Source organism: Aminobacter sp. 01T433 (assembly GCF_056398585.1).
Genome location: NZ_JBFTPR010000009.1, coordinates 1 through 16,779, shown reverse-complemented (window position 1 = coordinate 16,779; position 16,779 = coordinate 1). Strand labels below are relative to the sequence as shown.

Below are 16,779 nucleotides of genomic sequence, written 5' to 3'. Positions count from 1 at the left end.
GGGGAGGCGGCACTGCGCCGCCGCCCCAGACGGTTAGTCGGGTTGATGATCCGCCCGAACGCTTACTTGCTCCAGCTCTTCACCAGCTCGTCGTAGTTGACGGTGATCGGCTTTTCCTTTTCGTTTTCAATCTTCAGCTGAGGCGCGAGATTGCCGGCCTTGACCGCTTCCGCGTTCCAGTAGGCGAGGTCGTGCTCCTCCGCCATCTTCGGGCCGATATCGCCCTGGACTCCGGCGCGTTCGAGCCGTTCCATCACCTTTTCCTGCTCGGCGCAGAGCGAGTCCATGGCTTCCTGCGCCGTCTTGGCGCCCGAGGAGGCGTCACCGATAGCCTGCCACCACAGCTGTGCCAGCTTCGGGTAGTCAGGCACGTTGGTGCCGGTCGGCGACCACTGAACACGAGCCGGCGAGCGGTAGAACTCGATCAGCCCACCGAGCTGTGGGGCGCGGTCGCTGAAGCTCTTGTGATCGAGCGTCGACTGGCGGATGAAGGTAAGACCGACGTGGCTCTTCTTCACGTCCACCGTCTTCGACGTCACGAACTGCGCGTAGAGCCAGGCGGCCTTGGCGCGGTCGTCCGGCGTCGACTTGAGGATCGTCCAAGAACCGACGTCCTGGTAGCCGAGCTTCATGCCGTCCTTCCAGTAGACACCGTGCGGCGAGGGCGCCATGCGCCATTTCGGCGTGCCGTCCTCGTTCATGACAGGCAGGCCGGGCTTGACCATGTCGGCGGTAAAGGCGGTGTACCAGAAGATCTGCTGGGCAACCGCACCCTGGGCCGGCACGGGGCCGGATTCGGAGAAAGTCATGCCCTGGGCTTCCGGCGGCGCATAGGCCTTCAGCCAGTCGAGATACTTGACGATGGAGTAGACCGAGGCCGGGCCGTTGGTATCGCCGCCGCGCGCGACGCAGGAGCCCACCGGCTGTGACTTGTCATTGACCTTGATGCCCCACTCGTCGACCGGCAGACCGTTGGGCAGGCCCTTGTCGCCATTGCCGGCCATCGACAGCCACGCGTCGGTGAAGCGCCAGCCGAGCGAGGGGTCCTTCTTGCCATAGTCCATGTGGCCATAGACCTTCTGGCCGTTTACATCGCGGCCAGTGAAAAACTCGGCGATGTCCTCATAGGCCGACCAGTTGACCGGAACGCCGAGGTCGTATCCGTATTTCGCCTTGAAATCGGCCTTGTTCTTGTCGTCGTTGAACCAGTCGTAGCGGAACCAGTAGAGGTTCGCGAACTGCTGGTCGGGAAGCTGGTAGAGCTTGCCGTCCGGCGCGGTCGTGAACTTGGTGCCGATGAAGTCGGCGACATCGAGGTTCGGATTGGTGACATCCTTGCCCTCATTGGCCATCCAGTCGGTCAGGCTGCGTGCCTGCTGGTAGCGCCAATGGGTGCCGATCAGGTCGGAGTCGTTGACATAGGCGTCATAGATGTTCTCGCCTGACTGCATCTGCGTCTGCAGCTTTTCGATGACATCGCCTTCGCCGATGAGGTCATGCGTGATCTTGATGCCGGTGATGTCCGAGAACGCCTTGGCAAGCGTCTTCGATTCATACTCATGCGTGGTGATGGTTTCCGAAACGACCTTGATGTCCATGCCGGCGAAAGGCTTTGCGGCATCGATGAACCACTGCATTTCGGCTTCCTGACCGGCGCGATCGAGCGCGGACTGGTCCTTGATTTCGGTATCGAGGAAGGCTTTCGCCTCCTCCATGCCGGCAAAGGCATTGCTTGCACCCAAAAGCAGGGCGATCATGCTTGTCGATGCTAAAATATGGCGTCGCATTAATTTCCTCCCAAACAAGGTTGCATTGCCATTTGGCGCCGCCGCGGGCTTGCGGCGGTCCAACATTCCCCCCTCTAGACGAAGCGGAATACGCCGATCGCGTAGACCACTGCGAGAGCGAGAGCCCACCACAGGTTGGGTCCGATCAGACCCAGCCATGCGAGATGAATGAAGGCGCTGCCGAGCAGCGAAACGAAAAGCCTGTCCCCCCTGGTCGTCTCGAACCTGAGGATGCCGACGCGCGGATTGCCGCCGGGCGAGAAATACTCCCACACACCCATGCCCACGAGCATCAGGAAAATGGTGATGAAGAAGGCTGCCGTCGGCAGTGTCCAGGCCATCCAGGAAAAGTCCATCACAAACGCTCCCTCAGACGCGGCCCAGGGCAAAGCCCTTGGCGATGTAGTTGCGGACGAACCAGATGACGAGGGCACCCGGGATGATGGTCAAGACGCCTGCGGCGGCAAGCACGCCCCAATCCATGCCCGAGGCCGAGACGGTGCGCGTCATGATGGCCGCGATCGGCTTGGCGTCGGTGGTGGTCAGCGTGCGGGCGATCAACAGCTCGACCCATGAGAACATGAAGCAGAAGAAGGCCGCGACCCCGATGCCGCTCGCGATCAGCGGCACGAAGATCTTGATGAAGAAGCGCGGGAACGAGTAGCCGTCGATATAGGCGGTTTCGTCGATCTCCTTGGGCACGCCCGACATGAAGCCTTCAAGGATCCACACCGCCAGCGGCACGTTGAACAGGCAGTGGGCGAGTGCGACGGCACTGTGGGTGTCGATCAGACCGAAGGCGGAATAGAGCTGGAAGAAGGGCAAGGCGAACACCGCCGGCGGTGCCATGCGATTGGTCAAAAGCCAGAAGAACAGGTGCTTGTCGCCCAGGAACCGGTAGCGCGAGAAGGCATAGGCTGCGGGCAGGGCGACCGAGATCGAGATCGCCGTGTTCATGACCACATAGATGATCGAGTTGATGTAGCCCTTGTACCAGGACGGATCGGTGAAGATCACGCCGTAATTGCGCAGTGTCGGGTTCTGCGGCCACAGCGAAAAGGTCCCCAGGATTTCCTGGTTCGACTTGAAGCTCATATTGATCAGCCAGTAGATCGGCAGCATCAAAAAGATGATGTAGATCGTCGGCACCAACCACCAGAAGCGCGATTCCTCGCCGCGCCGCCGCATCCGCCGAGCGAGTGCTGCGTCCGGGGTGCCGTGGACAGCGCCCGCCGTCGCCGGTGCACTTCGCATCAACTTGTCCTTGTCGGCGTTTACGACAGCTTCCCTTGTGCCCCCCATCTCACTTCTCCACGTCGTAATTTGTCATCACGGTGTAGAAGACCCATGACAGCAAAAGGACGATCAGGAAGTAGATGATCGACATTGCCGCGGCAGGGCCAAGATCGAACTGGCCGACAGCCATCTTGACGAGGTCGATCGACAGGAAGGTCGTCGAATTGCCAGGGCCGCCGCCGGTGACGACGAAGGGCTCGGTGTAGATCATGAAGGAGTCCATGAAGCGCAGCAGCACGGCGATCAAAAGCACCCGCTGCATCTTCGGCAACTGGATGTAGCGGAACACCGCCCAGCGCGACGCGCCGTCGATCTTGGCGGCCTGGTAGAAGGCGTCGGGGATCGACACCAAGCCGGCATAACAGAGCAGAACGACCAGGCTGGTCCAATGCCAGACATCCATGATGATGACCGTCACCCAGGCGTCGAACGGGTCGTTGACGTAGTTGTAGTCGAAGCCGAGCGCGTGCAGCGTGTAGCCGAGCAGGCCGATGTCGATACGCCCGAACACCTGCCAGATGGTGCCGACGACATTCCACGGAATAAGCAGAGGCAGTGCCATCAGCACCAGGCAGACCGGCACGCCCCAGCCTTTCCTGGGCATGTTGAGCGCGATGAAGATGCCGAGCGGGATCTGGATCGCCAGGATGATCGCCGAAAAGACCAGGTTGCGCCCCATCGCCGCCCAGAAGCGGTCGGAGTGCAGCATCTCCTCGAACCACTCGGTGCCAGCCCAGAAGAACTGGTTGCCGCCGAACGTGTCCTGCACCGAATAATTGACCACAGTCATCAGCGGGATGACCGCCGAAAAAGCCACCAGCACGAGCACCGGCAGCACCATGAACCAGGCTTTGTTGTTCCAGGTCTTTTCCATGGTCAGCCTCCCATCTCGACGCGCCACGACTTGTCGTAGAGGTTGATGCCTGCGGGATCGAAGGTGACGTGCGGATTGGCTGGCACGTTGTCGTCCTCGCCCAGGATCGCCGCGATCTCGCGGCCTTCGAGACTGGCACGCACCACCTTGTGGCGGCCGATGTCTTCGACCTTGCGGATTGTAACTGGCATGCCCTTGGCACCAAGCCGGACAAATTCAGGCCGGATGCCGAGCTCGATGCCGCCGCCATCGGCGCTGGGCGTGCCGGGAAGGTCGATGACCTGGTCGCCAACCCGGGCGCGCCTGCCTTCAACGGCCACTGGCATGACGTTCATGCCGGGCGAGCCGATGAAATAGCCGACGAAGGTGTGCTTGGGTCGCTCGAACAGTTCAGCCGGCGTGCCGATCTGTACGATTTCGCCGTCATACATCACCACCACCTTTTCAGCGAAGGTCAGCGCCTCGGTCTGGTCGTGGGTGACATAGATCATGGTGTAGCCAAAGCGGCGATGAAGCTGCTTGAGCTGCGAGCGCAACAGCCATTTCATATGCGGGTCGATGACGGTCAGCGGTTCGTCGAACAAGATGGCGTTGACGTCGGAGCGAACGAGGCCACGGCCGAGGGATATCTTCTGCTTCTGGTCGGCGGTCAGCCCGCGCGCCTTGCGTTTGGCCCAACTTGCCAGGTCGATCATGTCCAGCGTCTCGCGCACCTTGCGGTCGACATCGGCCTCGGCAACGCCGCGATTGCGCAGTGGGAAAGCGAGATTGTCGTAAACCGTCATGGTGTCGTAGATGACCGGGAACTGGAACACCTGGGCGATGTTGCGCTCCTGCGTCGACAGCCGGGTGACGTCCTTGCCGTCGAACAAAAGCTGTCCGTGCGAGGCGTGCAGCAGGCCTGAAATGATGTTGAGCAGGGTTGTCTTGCCGCAGCCGGACGGGCCGAGCAGTGCATAGGCGCCGCCGTCGTCGAAGCTGTGATGCACCTCCCTCAGCGCGTAGTCCTTTTCCGACTTCGGGTTGGCGCTGTAGGCGTGGCGGATATGGTTCAGGTCGATGCGTGCCATCTCGCCCTCCTATGCGGCCAGTTGCGATGGCGAGGCGGCCGAACGGCCATTCGCGTCGAACACCATGACGTGGCGCGGATCGATGAACACCTTGACGGTCTCGTCCGGCTCGAACTGGCGGATGCCATGGGCAAGCATCACCCAGCGGGCATCGGCGAAGTCGAGATGCACGAAGCTCTCCGAGCCAGTGATCTCGGTCACAGACACTTTCGCCGTGACGCCGACCGCATCTGGGGTGCGCTTTTCATAAGAAAGATGGTGGGGCTGGAAGCCGATCGTATAGCTGGCGTCGGCAATGCCGGCGAGGTCAGCCGGCACTGGGAGGTCCACCCCACCATCAAGCTGGAAATTGCTGCCGCTCTTCTTCATCACGATCGTATTGAGCGGTGGGTCGGCGAATGTCTTGGCCGTGATCAGATCATGCGGTTTGCGGAACACTTCGATCGTCGGGCCAAACTGGGTGATGCGGCCTTCCGACAGTGTCGCGGTATTGCCGCCGAGCAGCAGCGCCTCGTGCGGCTCGGTCGTGGCATAGACGAAGATCGCGCCAGTCTCGGCAAAGATCTTCGGCAACTCGGCGCGCAACTCCTCGCGCAGCTTGTAGTCGAGATTGGCGAGCGGCTCGTCGAGCAAAACCAGCTTGGCATTCTTGACGATGGCGCGGGCAAGCGCGGTGCGCTGCTGTTGGCCGCCGGAGAGATTGAGCGGGGTGCGGTCGAGATAGGGCGTAAGCTTCAGCAGGTCGGCGGCGCGTTTGACCTCCTTGTCGACCCTCGCTTTGTCGACCCCGGCAACGCGCAGTGGTGAGGCAATGTTCTCGTAGACCGTCATCGCCGGATAGTTGATGAACTGCTGGTAAACCATGGCGATGTTGCGTTTTTGGACCGGTACGCCGGTCACATCCACACCGTCGAACCAGACGGATCCTGAAGTCGGCTTGTCGAGCCCTGCCATCAGCCGCATCAGGCTGGTCTTGCCCGAAAGCGTCGGCCCCAGAAGCACATTCAGGCTGCCGTGCTGGAGCGTGAGCGAGACGTCGCGGATATGATCCGCGCCGGCCATTGATTTCGTTATGTTGCGCAGTTCCAGCATAATTCCTCCTCCCAGAGGCAGACGCAGGACGCTTTGCCTATTCTGCCGCGGCGTTGTGCACGCCAGGGCTTATTCCTTGCAGAAATTCATCGAGTGACGCGGCCTGCTCCTTGCCGAGCTTGAGACCGCGCTTGGTGCGTCGCCACAAAATGTCCTCTGCCGTCACCGCCCATTCATGATCGACGAGGTAGCGCACCTCCGCCTCGTAGAGGTCGGCGCCGAAATTGCGCCCCAGCTCGGCTTCGGATCTGGCGAGGCCCAAAAGGGCTTTTGCCCGCGTGCCGTAGAGCCGGGTCAGCCGGCGGGCGAGGCGCATGTCGAGAAATGGATAGGCGGCCTTGAGCTTCGCCACTTCGGCGTCGAAGGCGGTGGCCGCGAACTCGCCGCCGGGCAGGGCGGCGGTCGCCGTCCAGGATCTGCCCTTCTTGCCCAGATGCTTTTCGATGATCTCGAGCATCGACTCGGCAAGGCGCCGATAGGTGGTGATCTTGCCGCCGAAGATGTTGACGATCGCAGCCTTACCCTCGCTGCTATCCGACTTCAGCACATAGTCGCGCGTCGCTTCCTGTGCCTTACTGGCACCGTCGTCGTAAAGCGGCCTGACGCCGGAATAGGTCCATACGATGTGCTCGGGCTTGACCTGCTCGGCGAAATATTCGCTCGCTGCAGCGCAGAGATAGTCGATCTCCCCCTGGCTGATCTTGGCTGCATGCGGGTCGCCGTCATAATCCTGGTCGGTGGTGCCGATCAGGGTGAAGTCCTCCTCGTAGGGAATGGCGAAGATGATCCGCCCGTCCTTGTTTTGGAAGAAATAGGCGCGCGGATCGTCGAATTTCTTCGGCACCACGATGTGGCTGCCCTGGACCAGGCGCACATTGTGGACGTTGTTTTGGCCGACGGTGTCGGTCAAGACATGGTCGATCCAGGGGCCCGCGGCATTGACGATCAGCCGCGCCTTGACCTCTTCGATTGTGCCGCTGCGGGTGTCTTCGACCTGGATGATCCAGTGGCCATTGTCACGCCGCGCGCTGGTCACCTTGGTCCGGGTGCGGATGATCGCGCCCCGATTGGCGGCATCGCGGGCGTTGAGCACCACCAGCCGGGCGTCATTGACCCAGCCATCCGAATATTCGAAGGCGCGCGAAAACATCGGCTTGAGCGGCTTGCCGGCGGCGTCGCTTTGCATGTCGAGTGTCTTGGTCGCCGGCAAAAGCCTGCGCCCGCCGATGTGGTCGTAGAGGAACAGGCCGAGCCTGATCAGCCAGGCCGGACGCAGGCCCTTGGCGTAGGGCAAGACAAAGCGCATCGGCCAGATGATGTGCGGGGCGTTGCGCCACAGCACCTCGCGTTCCATCAGCGCTTCACGCACCAGGCGGAACTCGTAATGTTCGAGATAACGCAAGCCGCCATGGATCAGCTTGGTCGAGTAGGACGACGTGCCGCTGGCGAGATCGTTCATTTCAGCGAGGTAGACTGAGTAGCCGCGCCCGACGGCATCGCGCGCGATGCCGCAGCCATTGATGCCGCCGCCGATGACGAAGATGTCATGTATGTCGGGCATGCTCACGCCTTCGCCGTCTTTTCGCACTGCAGCAATTTTGGCTTCCATGAAGCTCGATTTGGATTATTTCGAACTGAAAATGAATGTCAAACGAAATATATCGATGATCAGGAGCTTTGGCGTGAGGTTGCGCGGCGCGTCTGCCGAGCGATAGGCGCAAAGGCGCACGGGCTCGACGCAAAGCATGTGACCTCGGCTGCCCGGCTGGAGTTTTTTGAGGGAGCTGGCAGCAAATGTTGGCGACGCGTGGCATTCAAAGGACGAAGTAGCCGAACTGCAGCGCTATTGGCCCCAGCATCCCGTCAGCCGCCGCCGCCTGACTTGCCAGAGGCCGACAACCTCACCCCGTCGCAAGGCCGGTGTTTGACAGCTGCAGCCATGGCGGGTTTTGCGCATACATTTCCCGGATCAGGCTCTTGATCTCTTCGATACGGGCCGAGTTGTCCTTGCGCCGACAGCTCATGATCACCGGCGAGGTAGCCTGCGCGTCGGACAAGATGCGGTAGCAGACATCGTCGGGGCGCTGGCGCTGCGAAGGGGCGGGGATGATGCACAATCCCGCCGCTGCCGCCACCAGGCCAAGCGCGGTCTGGATTTCGCGGACCTCTTCCACCATCCCCAGCTCGACATTGAGATCGGCAAACAGGCCCAGGATCTCGTCGGCGAAGCTCGGGCGTGGCTTGGACGGATAGATCACCAGGGTCTCGCCTTCGATCTCCTTCAGCGCGATCGGTTCGGTCGATAGCGACTTGGGGTGCCCCTTCGGAAAGGCGACGACCAGTCGTTCCTCGCGCAGCGTTATCCGTTCCACGTCGGGATCGCTCAGGCGCACGCGCCCGACGCCGAGGTCGATGCGTCCGTCCTTCAGGGCGGCGATCTGCTCGACAGACATCATCTCGCGGATTTCGATGCCGAGTTCCGGCCAGCGGGCGCGCATGTTGCGCACCAGATCGGGGATGCCACTATACAGCGTCGAGCCGACACAGCCGATGATGAAGATCTCGCGGCGTGACTGCGCGATGCGGCGCGTCTGCTCGCGGATGTGCTCCATGCGGGCGATCATCTGGGATGCTTGCTCGTAAAAAAAGCGCCCGGCCTCGGTCAGCGCCAGCGGCCGGCTGGAGCGGTCGATAAGCACAGCTCCCAAGCTGTCTTCGAGCTGCTGTATCTGTCGGCTGAGCGGCGGCTGGGCGATATGCAGCGTCTCGGCAGCCCTCGAAAAGTTGCGCTCGCGCGCCACCGCGACGAAATAGCGAAGCTGCCGCATATCCATGACACTATACCTTCCGGGTATCGAAACCGACCGCGATAGTCTTGGACTGTTTGTCTGCGCAAAGCTAGCGTCTGCCATAGGAAGTTCGGAGGAGAATTCCGTGAGTTCTGGCGCCCGCATTGTCGAAATCGAGACCTTACTGCTTGATGTGCCTACGATAAGGCCGCATCGGCTGTCGATGGTGACGATGAGTGGACAGACGATGATGGTCGTCAGGCTGCGCTGTTCCGACGAGGTTTTAGGACTTGGCGAAGGCACCACCATCGGTGGGCTCGCCTACGGGGCAGAGAGCCCCGAAAGTATGAAGCTCACCATAGACAAATATATCGCGCCGCTGCTCATCGGCGCTGATGCGACCCGCGTCGGGCTCGCCATGGACAAGGTCAACGCCGCGGTGAAGGGCAATCACTTCGCCAAATGCGCGATGGAAACAGCTCTTTTGGACGCGCAGGCCCGCCGTCTTGGCCTGCCCCTGTCGGAACTGCTCGGCGGCCGCCGGCGCGACAGCCTGCCGGTGGCTTGGACGCTCGCCTCGGGGGATACCGCCAAGGACATCGAAGAGGCCCAGCGCATGCTGGAGGCTCGCCGCCACAAGGATTTCAAGCTCAAGATCGGCCGTCGCCCGGTCGACGAGGACGTGGCCCATGTCGGTGCGATCCGCAAGGCGCTGCCGGACTTTGCCAGTGTTCGTGTCGACGTCAACATGGCCTGGCGCGAGCGCGAAGCAACTTACGGCATTGCAGCGCTTGGCGACGCAGGCTGCGTGCTGGTCGAACAACCGGTCCCGGGCGTTGAGCCGCTTGCCAGGCTGCAGGCGAAGGCCGGCATCGCGCTGATGGCCGACGAGATTTTGACTGGGCCGGAAAGCGCGCTGACGGCGGCATCGAAACGCGCCGGCGATGTGTTTTCGATCAAGATCGAACAGGCCGGCGGCCTGTTTGCTGCCGCCAAGGTGATCTCGGTGGCCGAGGCAGCCGATATCGCCATCTATGGCGGCACGATGCTCGAGGGCCCGATCGGAACGATCGCCGCAGCACAGCTTTTCGCAGGTGTAAGCAGTCTCGAGTGGGGAACCGAACTGTTCGGACCACTTCTCCTGACTGAGGAACTGCTGACCGAGCCGCTCATCTATGCCGACTTCGAGCTCAAGGTTCCGACCGGGCCTGGCCTGGGAATTGAATTGGACGAAGCGGCAGTGAACCGTTTCCGCCGCGATCGGACCGGAGCGTCCGCAACACTTAAGGCAGTGGGGTAGAGCTATGCTTTTCCAAGTCGAAATGACCGTCAACCTGCCGCACGACCTTCCCAAGGAGGAGGCCGACCGGCTGAAGGCGACAGAGAGGGCGCAAGCTCAGGAACTGCAGCGAAATGGCAAGTGGCGCCATCTTTGGCGTGTCGCTGGCCAGTATGTCAATGTCAGTATCTTTGACGTAAGCGGACCGGGCGAATTGCACGAGATCCTGTCGGGCTTGCCGTTGTTTCCCTTCATGCAGATCGAAGTGAAAGCACTTTGCCGGCATCCGTCGGCGATTGCCGACGACGGCGCATAGGCGCCAACAAAAGGCTCCGATCCGCGCGGGAAGAGCGGATGAACAGGAGCGGAATTTAGTCAACGCGCAGAAATGCGAGCCAGAAAGGGAGGTTCCCCATGTCCAGCAAGCTCATCGAAAAGTCCGTCATCGCCGATCTCGCCAACCGCGCCAGCGGTCTGGATCAGCCGGGCGGCGACCAGCGCCTGAAGACGATCACCAATCGGCTGCTTTTTGATCTGTTCACTGCAATCGACGATCTCGACATCAGCATGAACGAGGTCTGGAGTGCCGTTGCCTATCTCGGCCAGGCGGCACGCGCCAACGAACTCGGCCTGGTCGCGCCGGGCATCGGCCTTGAACACTTCCTCGACCTGCGCCTCGATGAGGCCGAGCGCCGCGCCGGCCTGGCTGGCGGTACCGCGCGCACCATCGAAGGTCCGCTCTACATTGCCGGCGCGCCGCTGAGCAAGGCAACCGCTCGTCTCGACGACGGCTCGGAGAGGGGCGAAGTCCTGTTCATGCAGGGCCAGGTCCGCGACCACAACGGCAAGCCGGTCACTGATGCGATCGTCGATGTGTGGCACGCCAATGTGCTTGGCAACTACTCGCACTTTGACCCGCAGCAGCCGGCATACAATCTGCGCCGGCGCATCCAGACCGACGCGGATGGCCGCTACAGCTTCCGTTCGATCATGCCCAGCGGCTACGCCACGCCCGAAGGCGGCTCGACCGAGACCCTCATGCTGGCGCTTGGCCGCCATGGCCACCGTCCGGCACACGTCCATTTCTTCGTGTCGGCGCCCGGCCATCGCCACCTGACGACGCAGATTAACATCGAGGGCGACGAATACCTGTTCGAAGATTTCGCTTTCGGCACCCGCAACGACCTCATCCCGCCGGTCACCCGCATCAGCGATCCGAAAGTGCTGGCGGAACGCCAGGTACAGGAACCTTTCGCCTCGATCGATTTCGATTTCGTGCTGATGCCTGAAGTGGAAGGTGTAACCGACACAGTTGTCGAGCGCGAACGCGCAAGCGCCTGATCTTGGCGCGGGTGCGCCTGCCTAGGCGGCGCCCCGTTTCATCATGCAGAGTTCCAAGTTGAGGCCGCATCGGAAAAAGCTCGATGCGGCCAATATGAACGATCACCTCAGCGTGGGCCTCTTCACAACCGTGCCGGCATGACGGGCGGGCTGATCTCGCTATCTCATCAGCCGTGCCGCCGTCCGCCTTTTGCCGCGAACCCTGGCGGTTGAAGCCCTTCCATGCTGGCGGGTTCGCCGCTTCCTTCCAACGCTCGAATATCCGGAAGGGCAGGGCCGTCCTGCTCTTCCCGTCAATTTGCGGAGACTGCGTCATGATGAACCGAACGGGACGTTTCGAGGGCAAGGCAATGGTTGTCACCGGTGCCGCGCAAGGCATCGGTCGCCAGGTGGCAATCGAAGCGGCTGCCGAAGGCGCGCATGTTGCTGTTGTCGACCGCTCCGAACTGGCCAAGGAGGTTGCGGCCGAAATCGTCGCCAATGGCGGCAAGGCATTCGCTATCTTGGCCGACCTCGAAAGCTGGCAGGGCGCGGAGGCCGCGATTGAAGATGCGCGTACTGGCCTCGGGCGCGTCGACATACTCGTCAACAATGTCGGCGGCGCCATCTGGATGCGGCCATTCGAGCATTTCGACGAAACACAGATCGAAGCGGAAATCCGCCGCTCGCTGTTTCCGACCATGTGGTGCTGCCGCGCCGTGCTGCCGCTGATGATCGAGGCCGGCGGTGGATCGATCGTCAATGTCTCGTCGATTGCCACACGCGGCATCAACCGCGTGCCCTATTCGGCGGCAAAGGGGGCAGTCAATGCACTCACCGTGTCGCTCGCCATGGAGAATGCCGAACGAGGCATCCGCGTCAATGCCGTGGCGCCAGGCGGCACCGACGCGCCGGTGCGCCGCATCCCGCGCAACGATGCCGCCCAGAACGAACAGGACAAAGCCTGGATGCAGGCGGTCGTCGATCAGACCAAGGCCACGAGCTTCATGAAACGCTACGGCACGCTCGCCGAGCAGACCAGCGCCATCTTGTTCATGGCGTCCGACGACGCTTCCTACATCACCGGCACCATCCTGCCGGTCGGCGGCGGCGACAGCGGCTGAAGGCGGAGCAGGGCGCTCGCGCCGCCAGACGGCCCTGCCGATAGGGGCAAGGATGTGTCGCCGGACCTACAGTAAATTCCCAGAGGAGGTATTTAAGTGCGAAATTCAAAACTGGACATTCGGCAACTGCTCGACGAGCGGCCTGTGAGTGGCCTGCAATTGCGGGTTTTTTCCCTGTGTTTTCTGGTCGCGCTGCTTGACGGCTTCGACACGCAAGCCATTGCCTATACCGGCCCAGCGATAGCCAAGGCGTTCGGAATGACGCCGGGCGACATGACCTATATCTTCATTTCAGGCACGCTGGGCATGGCACTGGGCGCGATGGGGCTTGGCATGATCGGCGACCGGATCGGCCGCCGCATCGCCATTCTCGGCTCGATCGTGCTGTTCGGCGCTTTTTCACTGGCCATCGCTTTTGCCCAGACGCCCACCCAGATCGTGGTGCTTCGTTTCCTGACCGGCCTGGGCATGGGCGGTGCTACACCGGTATTGCTGGCCATGGCGGCGGAATACAGCCCCTCGCGCTTGCGCGGCGCGGTCCTTACCGGCGTGCTCTTGGGCTTGCCGGCCGGCGCGATGGTCGGCGGCGTACTCGCCGCTGGTTGGATGCCGGTCATCGGCTGGCAGGGCATCTACATCGTCGGCGGCGCGATACCGCTCGTCGTTCTGCTGATCTGCCTGGCGTTTCTGCCGGAGTCCGCTCAGTTTCTCGCCTCGCGCGGCCGCCCCGACGATATTTCCCGCGCACGGGGACTCGTCGCCCGCATTACGGGCAAGCCGATCGCGAATGACACGACCTTCATCGTTCCGCCTGCGGCCGGCAAGGGCTCGGTCAGCGCGCTGTTCACGCCGGAGTACCGCACCAGCACGATCGCCATCTGGGCCATCTACCTGTTCAACTGGATCGCCTGGTTCATGTTCCTCCTGTGGCTGCCGACGGTGCTGACCAATATGGGGCTCGCCCAGCCTACCGCAGCGCTTGGAACGGTCATCGTCAACGCCGCCTTCATCATTTTCGCCATTCCGCTGTCGATCTTCCTGCCGCGTATCGATGTGCGCCGCACGCTGACAGTGATGTTCATGATCGGCATCGCCGTCTGTATCGGGCTGGCTTTGGTGGATACGAACTGGACCGTGGTCTTTGCCCTTGTCGCTGCTGCCGGCTTTGGCATAGGCGGCCAGCAGATTGCGCTGAACTACCTCATCTCCAGCACCTATCCGACCGAACTGCGTGCGACCGGAACCGGTTGGGCGATTGGCATCGGCCGCACCGGCGCCATCGTGGGGTCGGCGGCTGGCGGTTGGCTGCTGCAGACCGGTGGTACCAGCGGCTACTTCATCGGGCTTGCCGTGCCCCTGATCATCGCGACGGGAGCCGTCGTCCTGGTTCGCACGCGCCGACAGGCACCGACCGAGGCTGTTGCCGGGGCACACTGAACGTTCCGCTATCTTCGGCCCGGGCACTGCAAATGTGCCCGGGCCGAAAAGTTTACACCTTGATGATCCGTCCAACGCCACCTCGGATTGCAAAAGAGCGAGCCGTCAATCATGTCTTTCGTCCGCGCCAACGGCATCGTCCTCCACTATCGTCTCAAAGGCCGTCGGGACGCGCCACGGATCGCATTTGCCAACTCGCTTGGGTCGGACATGACGATCTGGGACGACGTCGCGGATGAGCTCGGTTCGGATTTCGAGCTGCTGTTCTATGACAAGCGCGGGCATGGCTTGAGCGAGATCGCGCCGGCACTGGGCGGCATCGCCGACAACGCCGCCGATCTTCTCGCATTGCTCGACCATGTCGGATGGGACCGTGCGGCCGTCTGTGGCCTTTCCGTCGGTGGGCTGATTGCCATGGACATTGCCGCACGCGCCCCCGAACGCGTGACAAGGCTTGTGTTGATGGACACGGCAGCCAAGATCGGCGCGCCGGATGCCTGGAACGCCCGCATCGCTTCCGTGCGTGAGTTAGGGGTGGCAGCGATCGGCGAGCAAATCATGGAGCGCTGGTTTTCGCCCGCTTTCGGTGTGACCCAGGCTGAGGCCTTCGCCGGCTGGCAGCGGATGCTGGAGCGGACGCCGGCAGCCGGCTATGTCGACACCTGTGCGGCGCTGCGCGACGCTGACCTGACCGAGACGATCGGCGGCATCGTTGCGCCGACACTGGTCATTGCAGGCGACGAGGATCTTTCTACGCCACCGGATCTGGTCGCAGCTACCGCGCGACGAATCCCCGCTGCGTCGTTCCGCACAATTGCTGGCGCGGGCCATCTGCCGTGCATTGAGCGTCCGCACGAAGTGGCCTCCCTGCTTCGTGAATTCTTGAACTCCGCCGTTTCCACAAAGGGATAGGGGTTGCCACGGGAGGATGGGCCTTGATCACCGGATAACCCGGCCTCGACCCGAATTTCACGAACAGGAGTCATATCATGGATAAGACAGTCTCATCGTCCCAGCCTAAACTGATCCGCAACGAGCACCTCGACGGAACGGTCTATTCGGGCGGCTGGAAGCGCACGGCGCAAGCTGCCGACATTGCAGAACCCGCAACCGGTGCGACACTGGGCCGGATCGGCATGGCGTCCGCCGACGATGTGACACTGGCGTCGGCAATCGCTGCGAAAGCCCAGAAGGCCTGGGCCGCGGCGAGCTATGACACCCGGGCAGGCGTCATTCGCAAGGCTGCAAACATGCTCGAGCTGCATTTTGCCGATGTGGTCGAATGGCTGATCCGCGAAGGTGGTTCTGCGCGCGGCAAAGCTGAATTCGAGACGCAGCTCAGCATCAAGGCGTTGCACGAAGCTGCCTCTCTCGCCTCGCAGCCACAAGGTCTCGTGCTTCCCTCGGAAGCCGGCAGGATGAATCTCGCACGCCGCCGCCCGCTCGGCGTCGTCGGCATCATCTCGCCATTCAATTTCCCGCTCTACCTGGCCATGCGCGCCGTGGCGCCGGCATTGGCAGTTGGTAATGCGGTCGTGCTCAAGCCCGACCCGCGCACCGCCGTCTGCGGTGGAATGGTCTTTGCCGCTCTGTTCGAACAGGCCGGCCTGCCGGAAGGCCTTATCCACGTTTTGCCGGGCGCCGGTGACGCGGGTGCAGCACTGGTCTCCGATCCGAATGTGGCGATGATCCAGTTCACCGGGTCGACCAAGGCAGGACGGATCGTTGGCGAAAACGCCAGCCGGCATCTCAAGAAGGTGTCGCTCGAGCTCGGCGGCAAGAACACGCTGATTGTCCTGAAGGACGCCGACCTGGAGCTTGCCGTCAAGAACGCGGCCTGGGGCGCCTGGCTGCATCAGGGCCAGATCTGCATGTCTTCCGGCCGCATCCTGGTGGAAGCGCCTATTTTGGAAGCTTTCACTGAAGCGCTGGCCAAGAAGGCAAAGAGCTTGCCTGTCGGCAATCCGGCGGCGGACAACGTTGCCATCGGCCCGATCATCAACAAGGCCCAGCTCGACCATATCGACCGGGTGGTAAAAGCGTCGGTCGAGCAAGGTGCGGAACTCCGCGCAGGTGGCACCTATGAAAACCTGTTCTACGCACCAAGTGTGCTCGCCGGCGTCAAGCCAGGCATGGCCGCGTTCGAAGAAGAGGTCTTCGGACCAGTGGCTTGCATTACGTCCTTCAACGGCGATGACGAGGCGGTGGAACTCGCCAACCGCACCGAATACGGGCTGTCGATGGCCGTGATCTCGCCGGATATCGGCCGTGCCATGGCAATCGGCGACCGGCTGCGCGCCGGCCTGTTGCACATCAACGACCAGACAGTGAACGACGAGGTCATCAATCCCTTCGGCGGTGTTGGCGCGTCGGGCAACGGAAGCAGCATCGGCGGTCCGAGCAATATCGACGAGTTCACGCAGTGGCAGTGGCTGACCATCCGCAACACACCGCCGGCATACCCGTTCTGACGTATGTCAGCCTGCTCACCAGGGCCTGATACGGATCGGATCAGGCAGGGTCATCGGCGCATCAAGTGCCGCATCCAATAGGTACTGATGAGGTTGTCTAATCGCATTCGGGGCGTCAAGGGATGAATTCTGTTGAAACGGCGGCCGGGTGCATGGTTGTCTTCGCGGTCAACATTGGTCGCCGCATGATGGAGCTTCGCGGGACGAGCCTTCAATGTGGACGACGCACTTTGCTGAGAC

The 16,779-nt window shown here is 62.0% G+C and carries 15 protein-coding genes; 7 read left to right on the top strand and 8 right to left on the bottom strand.

Annotation, left to right across the window (positions count from 1 at the left end):
- Positions 1-62: 62 nt before the first annotated feature.
- The 8 genes from AC1DLV_RS16880 to AC1DLV_RS16845 form a co-directional block, all read right to left on the bottom strand.
- Positions 63-1,787, bottom strand: coding sequence for an ABC transporter substrate-binding protein (locus tag AC1DLV_RS16880; RefSeq protein ID WP_476801055.1), 1,725 nt, complete (start codon positions 1,785-1,787; stop codon positions 63-65).
- A gap of 74 nt (positions 1,788-1,861) precedes the next feature.
- Positions 1,862-2,143, bottom strand: a complete 282-nt coding sequence (locus AC1DLV_RS16875) for a DUF2160 domain-containing protein (RefSeq protein ID WP_055979040.1) — start codon at positions 2,141-2,143, stop codon at positions 1,862-1,864.
- 13 nt (positions 2,144-2,156) lie between these two features.
- On the bottom strand, positions 2,157-2,975 hold the full coding sequence (locus AC1DLV_RS16870; protein WP_476801250.1) for a carbohydrate ABC transporter permease: 819 nt from the start codon (positions 2,973-2,975) through the stop codon (positions 2,157-2,159).
- Positions 2,976-3,090: 115 nt separating this feature from the next.
- On the bottom strand, positions 3,091-3,957 hold the full coding sequence (locus tag AC1DLV_RS16865) for a carbohydrate ABC transporter permease (protein ID WP_476801054.1): 867 nt from the start codon (positions 3,955-3,957) through the stop codon (positions 3,091-3,093).
- 2 nt (positions 3,958-3,959) lie between these two features.
- A complete protein-coding gene (locus AC1DLV_RS16860) occupies positions 3,960-5,027 on the bottom strand; it encodes an ABC transporter ATP-binding protein (RefSeq protein ID WP_476801053.1) in 1,068 nt (355 codons plus the stop codon).
- Positions 5,028-5,036: 9 nt separating this feature from the next.
- A complete protein-coding gene (locus tag AC1DLV_RS16855) occupies positions 5,037-6,119 on the bottom strand; it encodes an ABC transporter ATP-binding protein (protein ID WP_476801052.1) in 1,083 nt (360 codons plus the stop codon).
- 37 nt (positions 6,120-6,156) lie between these two features.
- Complete coding sequence (gene glpD, locus AC1DLV_RS16850) at positions 6,157-7,680, bottom strand: glycerol-3-phosphate dehydrogenase (protein WP_476801051.1); 1,524 nt, start codon at positions 7,678-7,680, stop codon at positions 6,157-6,159.
- A gap of 340 nt (positions 7,681-8,020) precedes the next feature.
- Positions 8,021-8,953, bottom strand: a complete 933-nt coding sequence (locus AC1DLV_RS16845; RefSeq protein ID WP_476801050.1) for a LysR family transcriptional regulator — start codon at positions 8,951-8,953, stop codon at positions 8,021-8,023.
- Between the two features lie 100 nt (positions 8,954-9,053).
- Between AC1DLV_RS16845 and AC1DLV_RS16840 the strand changes: the two genes are divergently transcribed.
- The 7 genes from AC1DLV_RS16840 (at position 9,054) to AC1DLV_RS16810 (ending at position 16,539) form a co-directional block, all read left to right on the top strand.
- On the top strand, positions 9,054-10,208 hold the full coding sequence (locus AC1DLV_RS16840) for a muconate/chloromuconate family cycloisomerase (RefSeq protein ID WP_476801049.1): 1,155 nt from the start codon (positions 9,054-9,056) through the stop codon (positions 10,206-10,208).
- 4 nt (positions 10,209-10,212) lie between these two features.
- Positions 10,213-10,503, top strand: coding sequence for a muconolactone Delta-isomerase (catC, locus tag AC1DLV_RS16835; RefSeq protein WP_476801048.1), 291 nt, complete (start codon positions 10,213-10,215; stop codon positions 10,501-10,503).
- Positions 10,504-10,601: 98 nt separating this feature from the next.
- Positions 10,602-11,528 carry a catechol 1,2-dioxygenase gene (gene catA / locus AC1DLV_RS16830; RefSeq protein ID WP_476801047.1) on the top strand — a complete coding sequence of 309 codons (927 nt, stop codon included), beginning with the start codon at positions 10,602-10,604 and terminating at the stop codon, positions 11,526-11,528.
- 317 nt (positions 11,529-11,845) lie between these two features.
- Positions 11,846-12,631 (top strand): benzoate diol dehydrogenase BenD, encoded by a 786-nt coding sequence (gene benD / locus AC1DLV_RS16825; RefSeq protein ID WP_476801249.1) that lies wholly within the window; start codon positions 11,846-11,848, stop codon positions 12,629-12,631.
- A gap of 96 nt (positions 12,632-12,727) precedes the next feature.
- Complete coding sequence (locus AC1DLV_RS16820) at positions 12,728-14,068, top strand: MFS transporter (RefSeq protein ID WP_476836196.1); 1,341 nt, start codon at positions 12,728-12,730, stop codon at positions 14,066-14,068.
- Between the two features lie 111 nt (positions 14,069-14,179).
- A complete protein-coding gene (pcaD, locus tag AC1DLV_RS16815; protein ID WP_476801045.1) occupies positions 14,180-14,980 on the top strand; it encodes a 3-oxoadipate enol-lactonase in 801 nt (266 codons plus the stop codon).
- 77 nt (positions 14,981-15,057) lie between these two features.
- Complete coding sequence (locus tag AC1DLV_RS16810; protein WP_476801044.1) at positions 15,058-16,539, top strand: benzaldehyde dehydrogenase; 1,482 nt, start codon at positions 15,058-15,060, stop codon at positions 16,537-16,539.
- Positions 16,540-16,779 lie beyond the last annotated feature (240 nt).

What these genes read in the sequence shown, in the direction of transcription:
- AC1DLV_RS16880 (WP_476801055.1), bottom strand. Translation starts at nt 1,787, where the DNA reads ATGCGACGCCATATTTTAGCATCGACAAGCATGATCGCCCTGCTTTTG.
- AC1DLV_RS16875 (WP_055979040.1), bottom strand. Translation starts at nt 2,143, where the DNA reads ATGGACTTTTCCTGGATGGCCTGGACACTGCCGACGGCAGCCTTCTTC.
- AC1DLV_RS16870 (WP_476801250.1), bottom strand. Translation starts at nt 2,975, where the DNA reads ATGCGGCGGCGCGGCGAGGAATCGCGCTTCTGGTGGTTGGTGCCGACG.
- AC1DLV_RS16865 (WP_476801054.1), bottom strand. Translation starts at nt 3,957, where the DNA reads ATGGAAAAGACCTGGAACAACAAAGCCTGGTTCATGGTGCTGCCGGTG.
- AC1DLV_RS16860 (WP_476801053.1), bottom strand. Translation starts at nt 5,027, where the DNA reads ATGGCACGCATCGACCTGAACCATATCCGCCACGCCTACAGCGCCAAC.
- AC1DLV_RS16855 (WP_476801052.1), bottom strand. Translation starts at nt 6,119, where the DNA reads ATGCTGGAACTGCGCAACATAACGAAATCAATGGCCGGCGCGGATCAT.
- glpD (WP_476801051.1), bottom strand. Translation starts at nt 7,680, where the DNA reads ATGCCCGACATACATGACATCTTCGTCATCGGCGGCGGCATCAATGGC.
- AC1DLV_RS16845 (WP_476801050.1), bottom strand. Translation starts at nt 8,953, where the DNA reads ATGGATATGCGGCAGCTTCGCTATTTCGTCGCGGTGGCGCGCGAGCGC.
- catC (WP_476801048.1), top strand. Translation starts at nt 10,213, where the DNA reads ATGCTTTTCCAAGTCGAAATGACCGTCAACCTGCCGCACGACCTTCCC.
- catA (WP_476801047.1), top strand. Translation starts at nt 10,602, where the DNA reads ATGTCCAGCAAGCTCATCGAAAAGTCCGTCATCGCCGATCTCGCCAAC.
- benD (WP_476801249.1), top strand. Translation starts at nt 11,846, where the DNA reads ATGAACCGAACGGGACGTTTCGAGGGCAAGGCAATGGTTGTCACCGGT.
- pcaD (WP_476801045.1), top strand. Translation starts at nt 14,180, where the DNA reads ATGTCTTTCGTCCGCGCCAACGGCATCGTCCTCCACTATCGTCTCAAA.
- AC1DLV_RS16810 (WP_476801044.1), top strand. Translation starts at nt 15,058, where the DNA reads ATGGATAAGACAGTCTCATCGTCCCAGCCTAAACTGATCCGCAACGAG.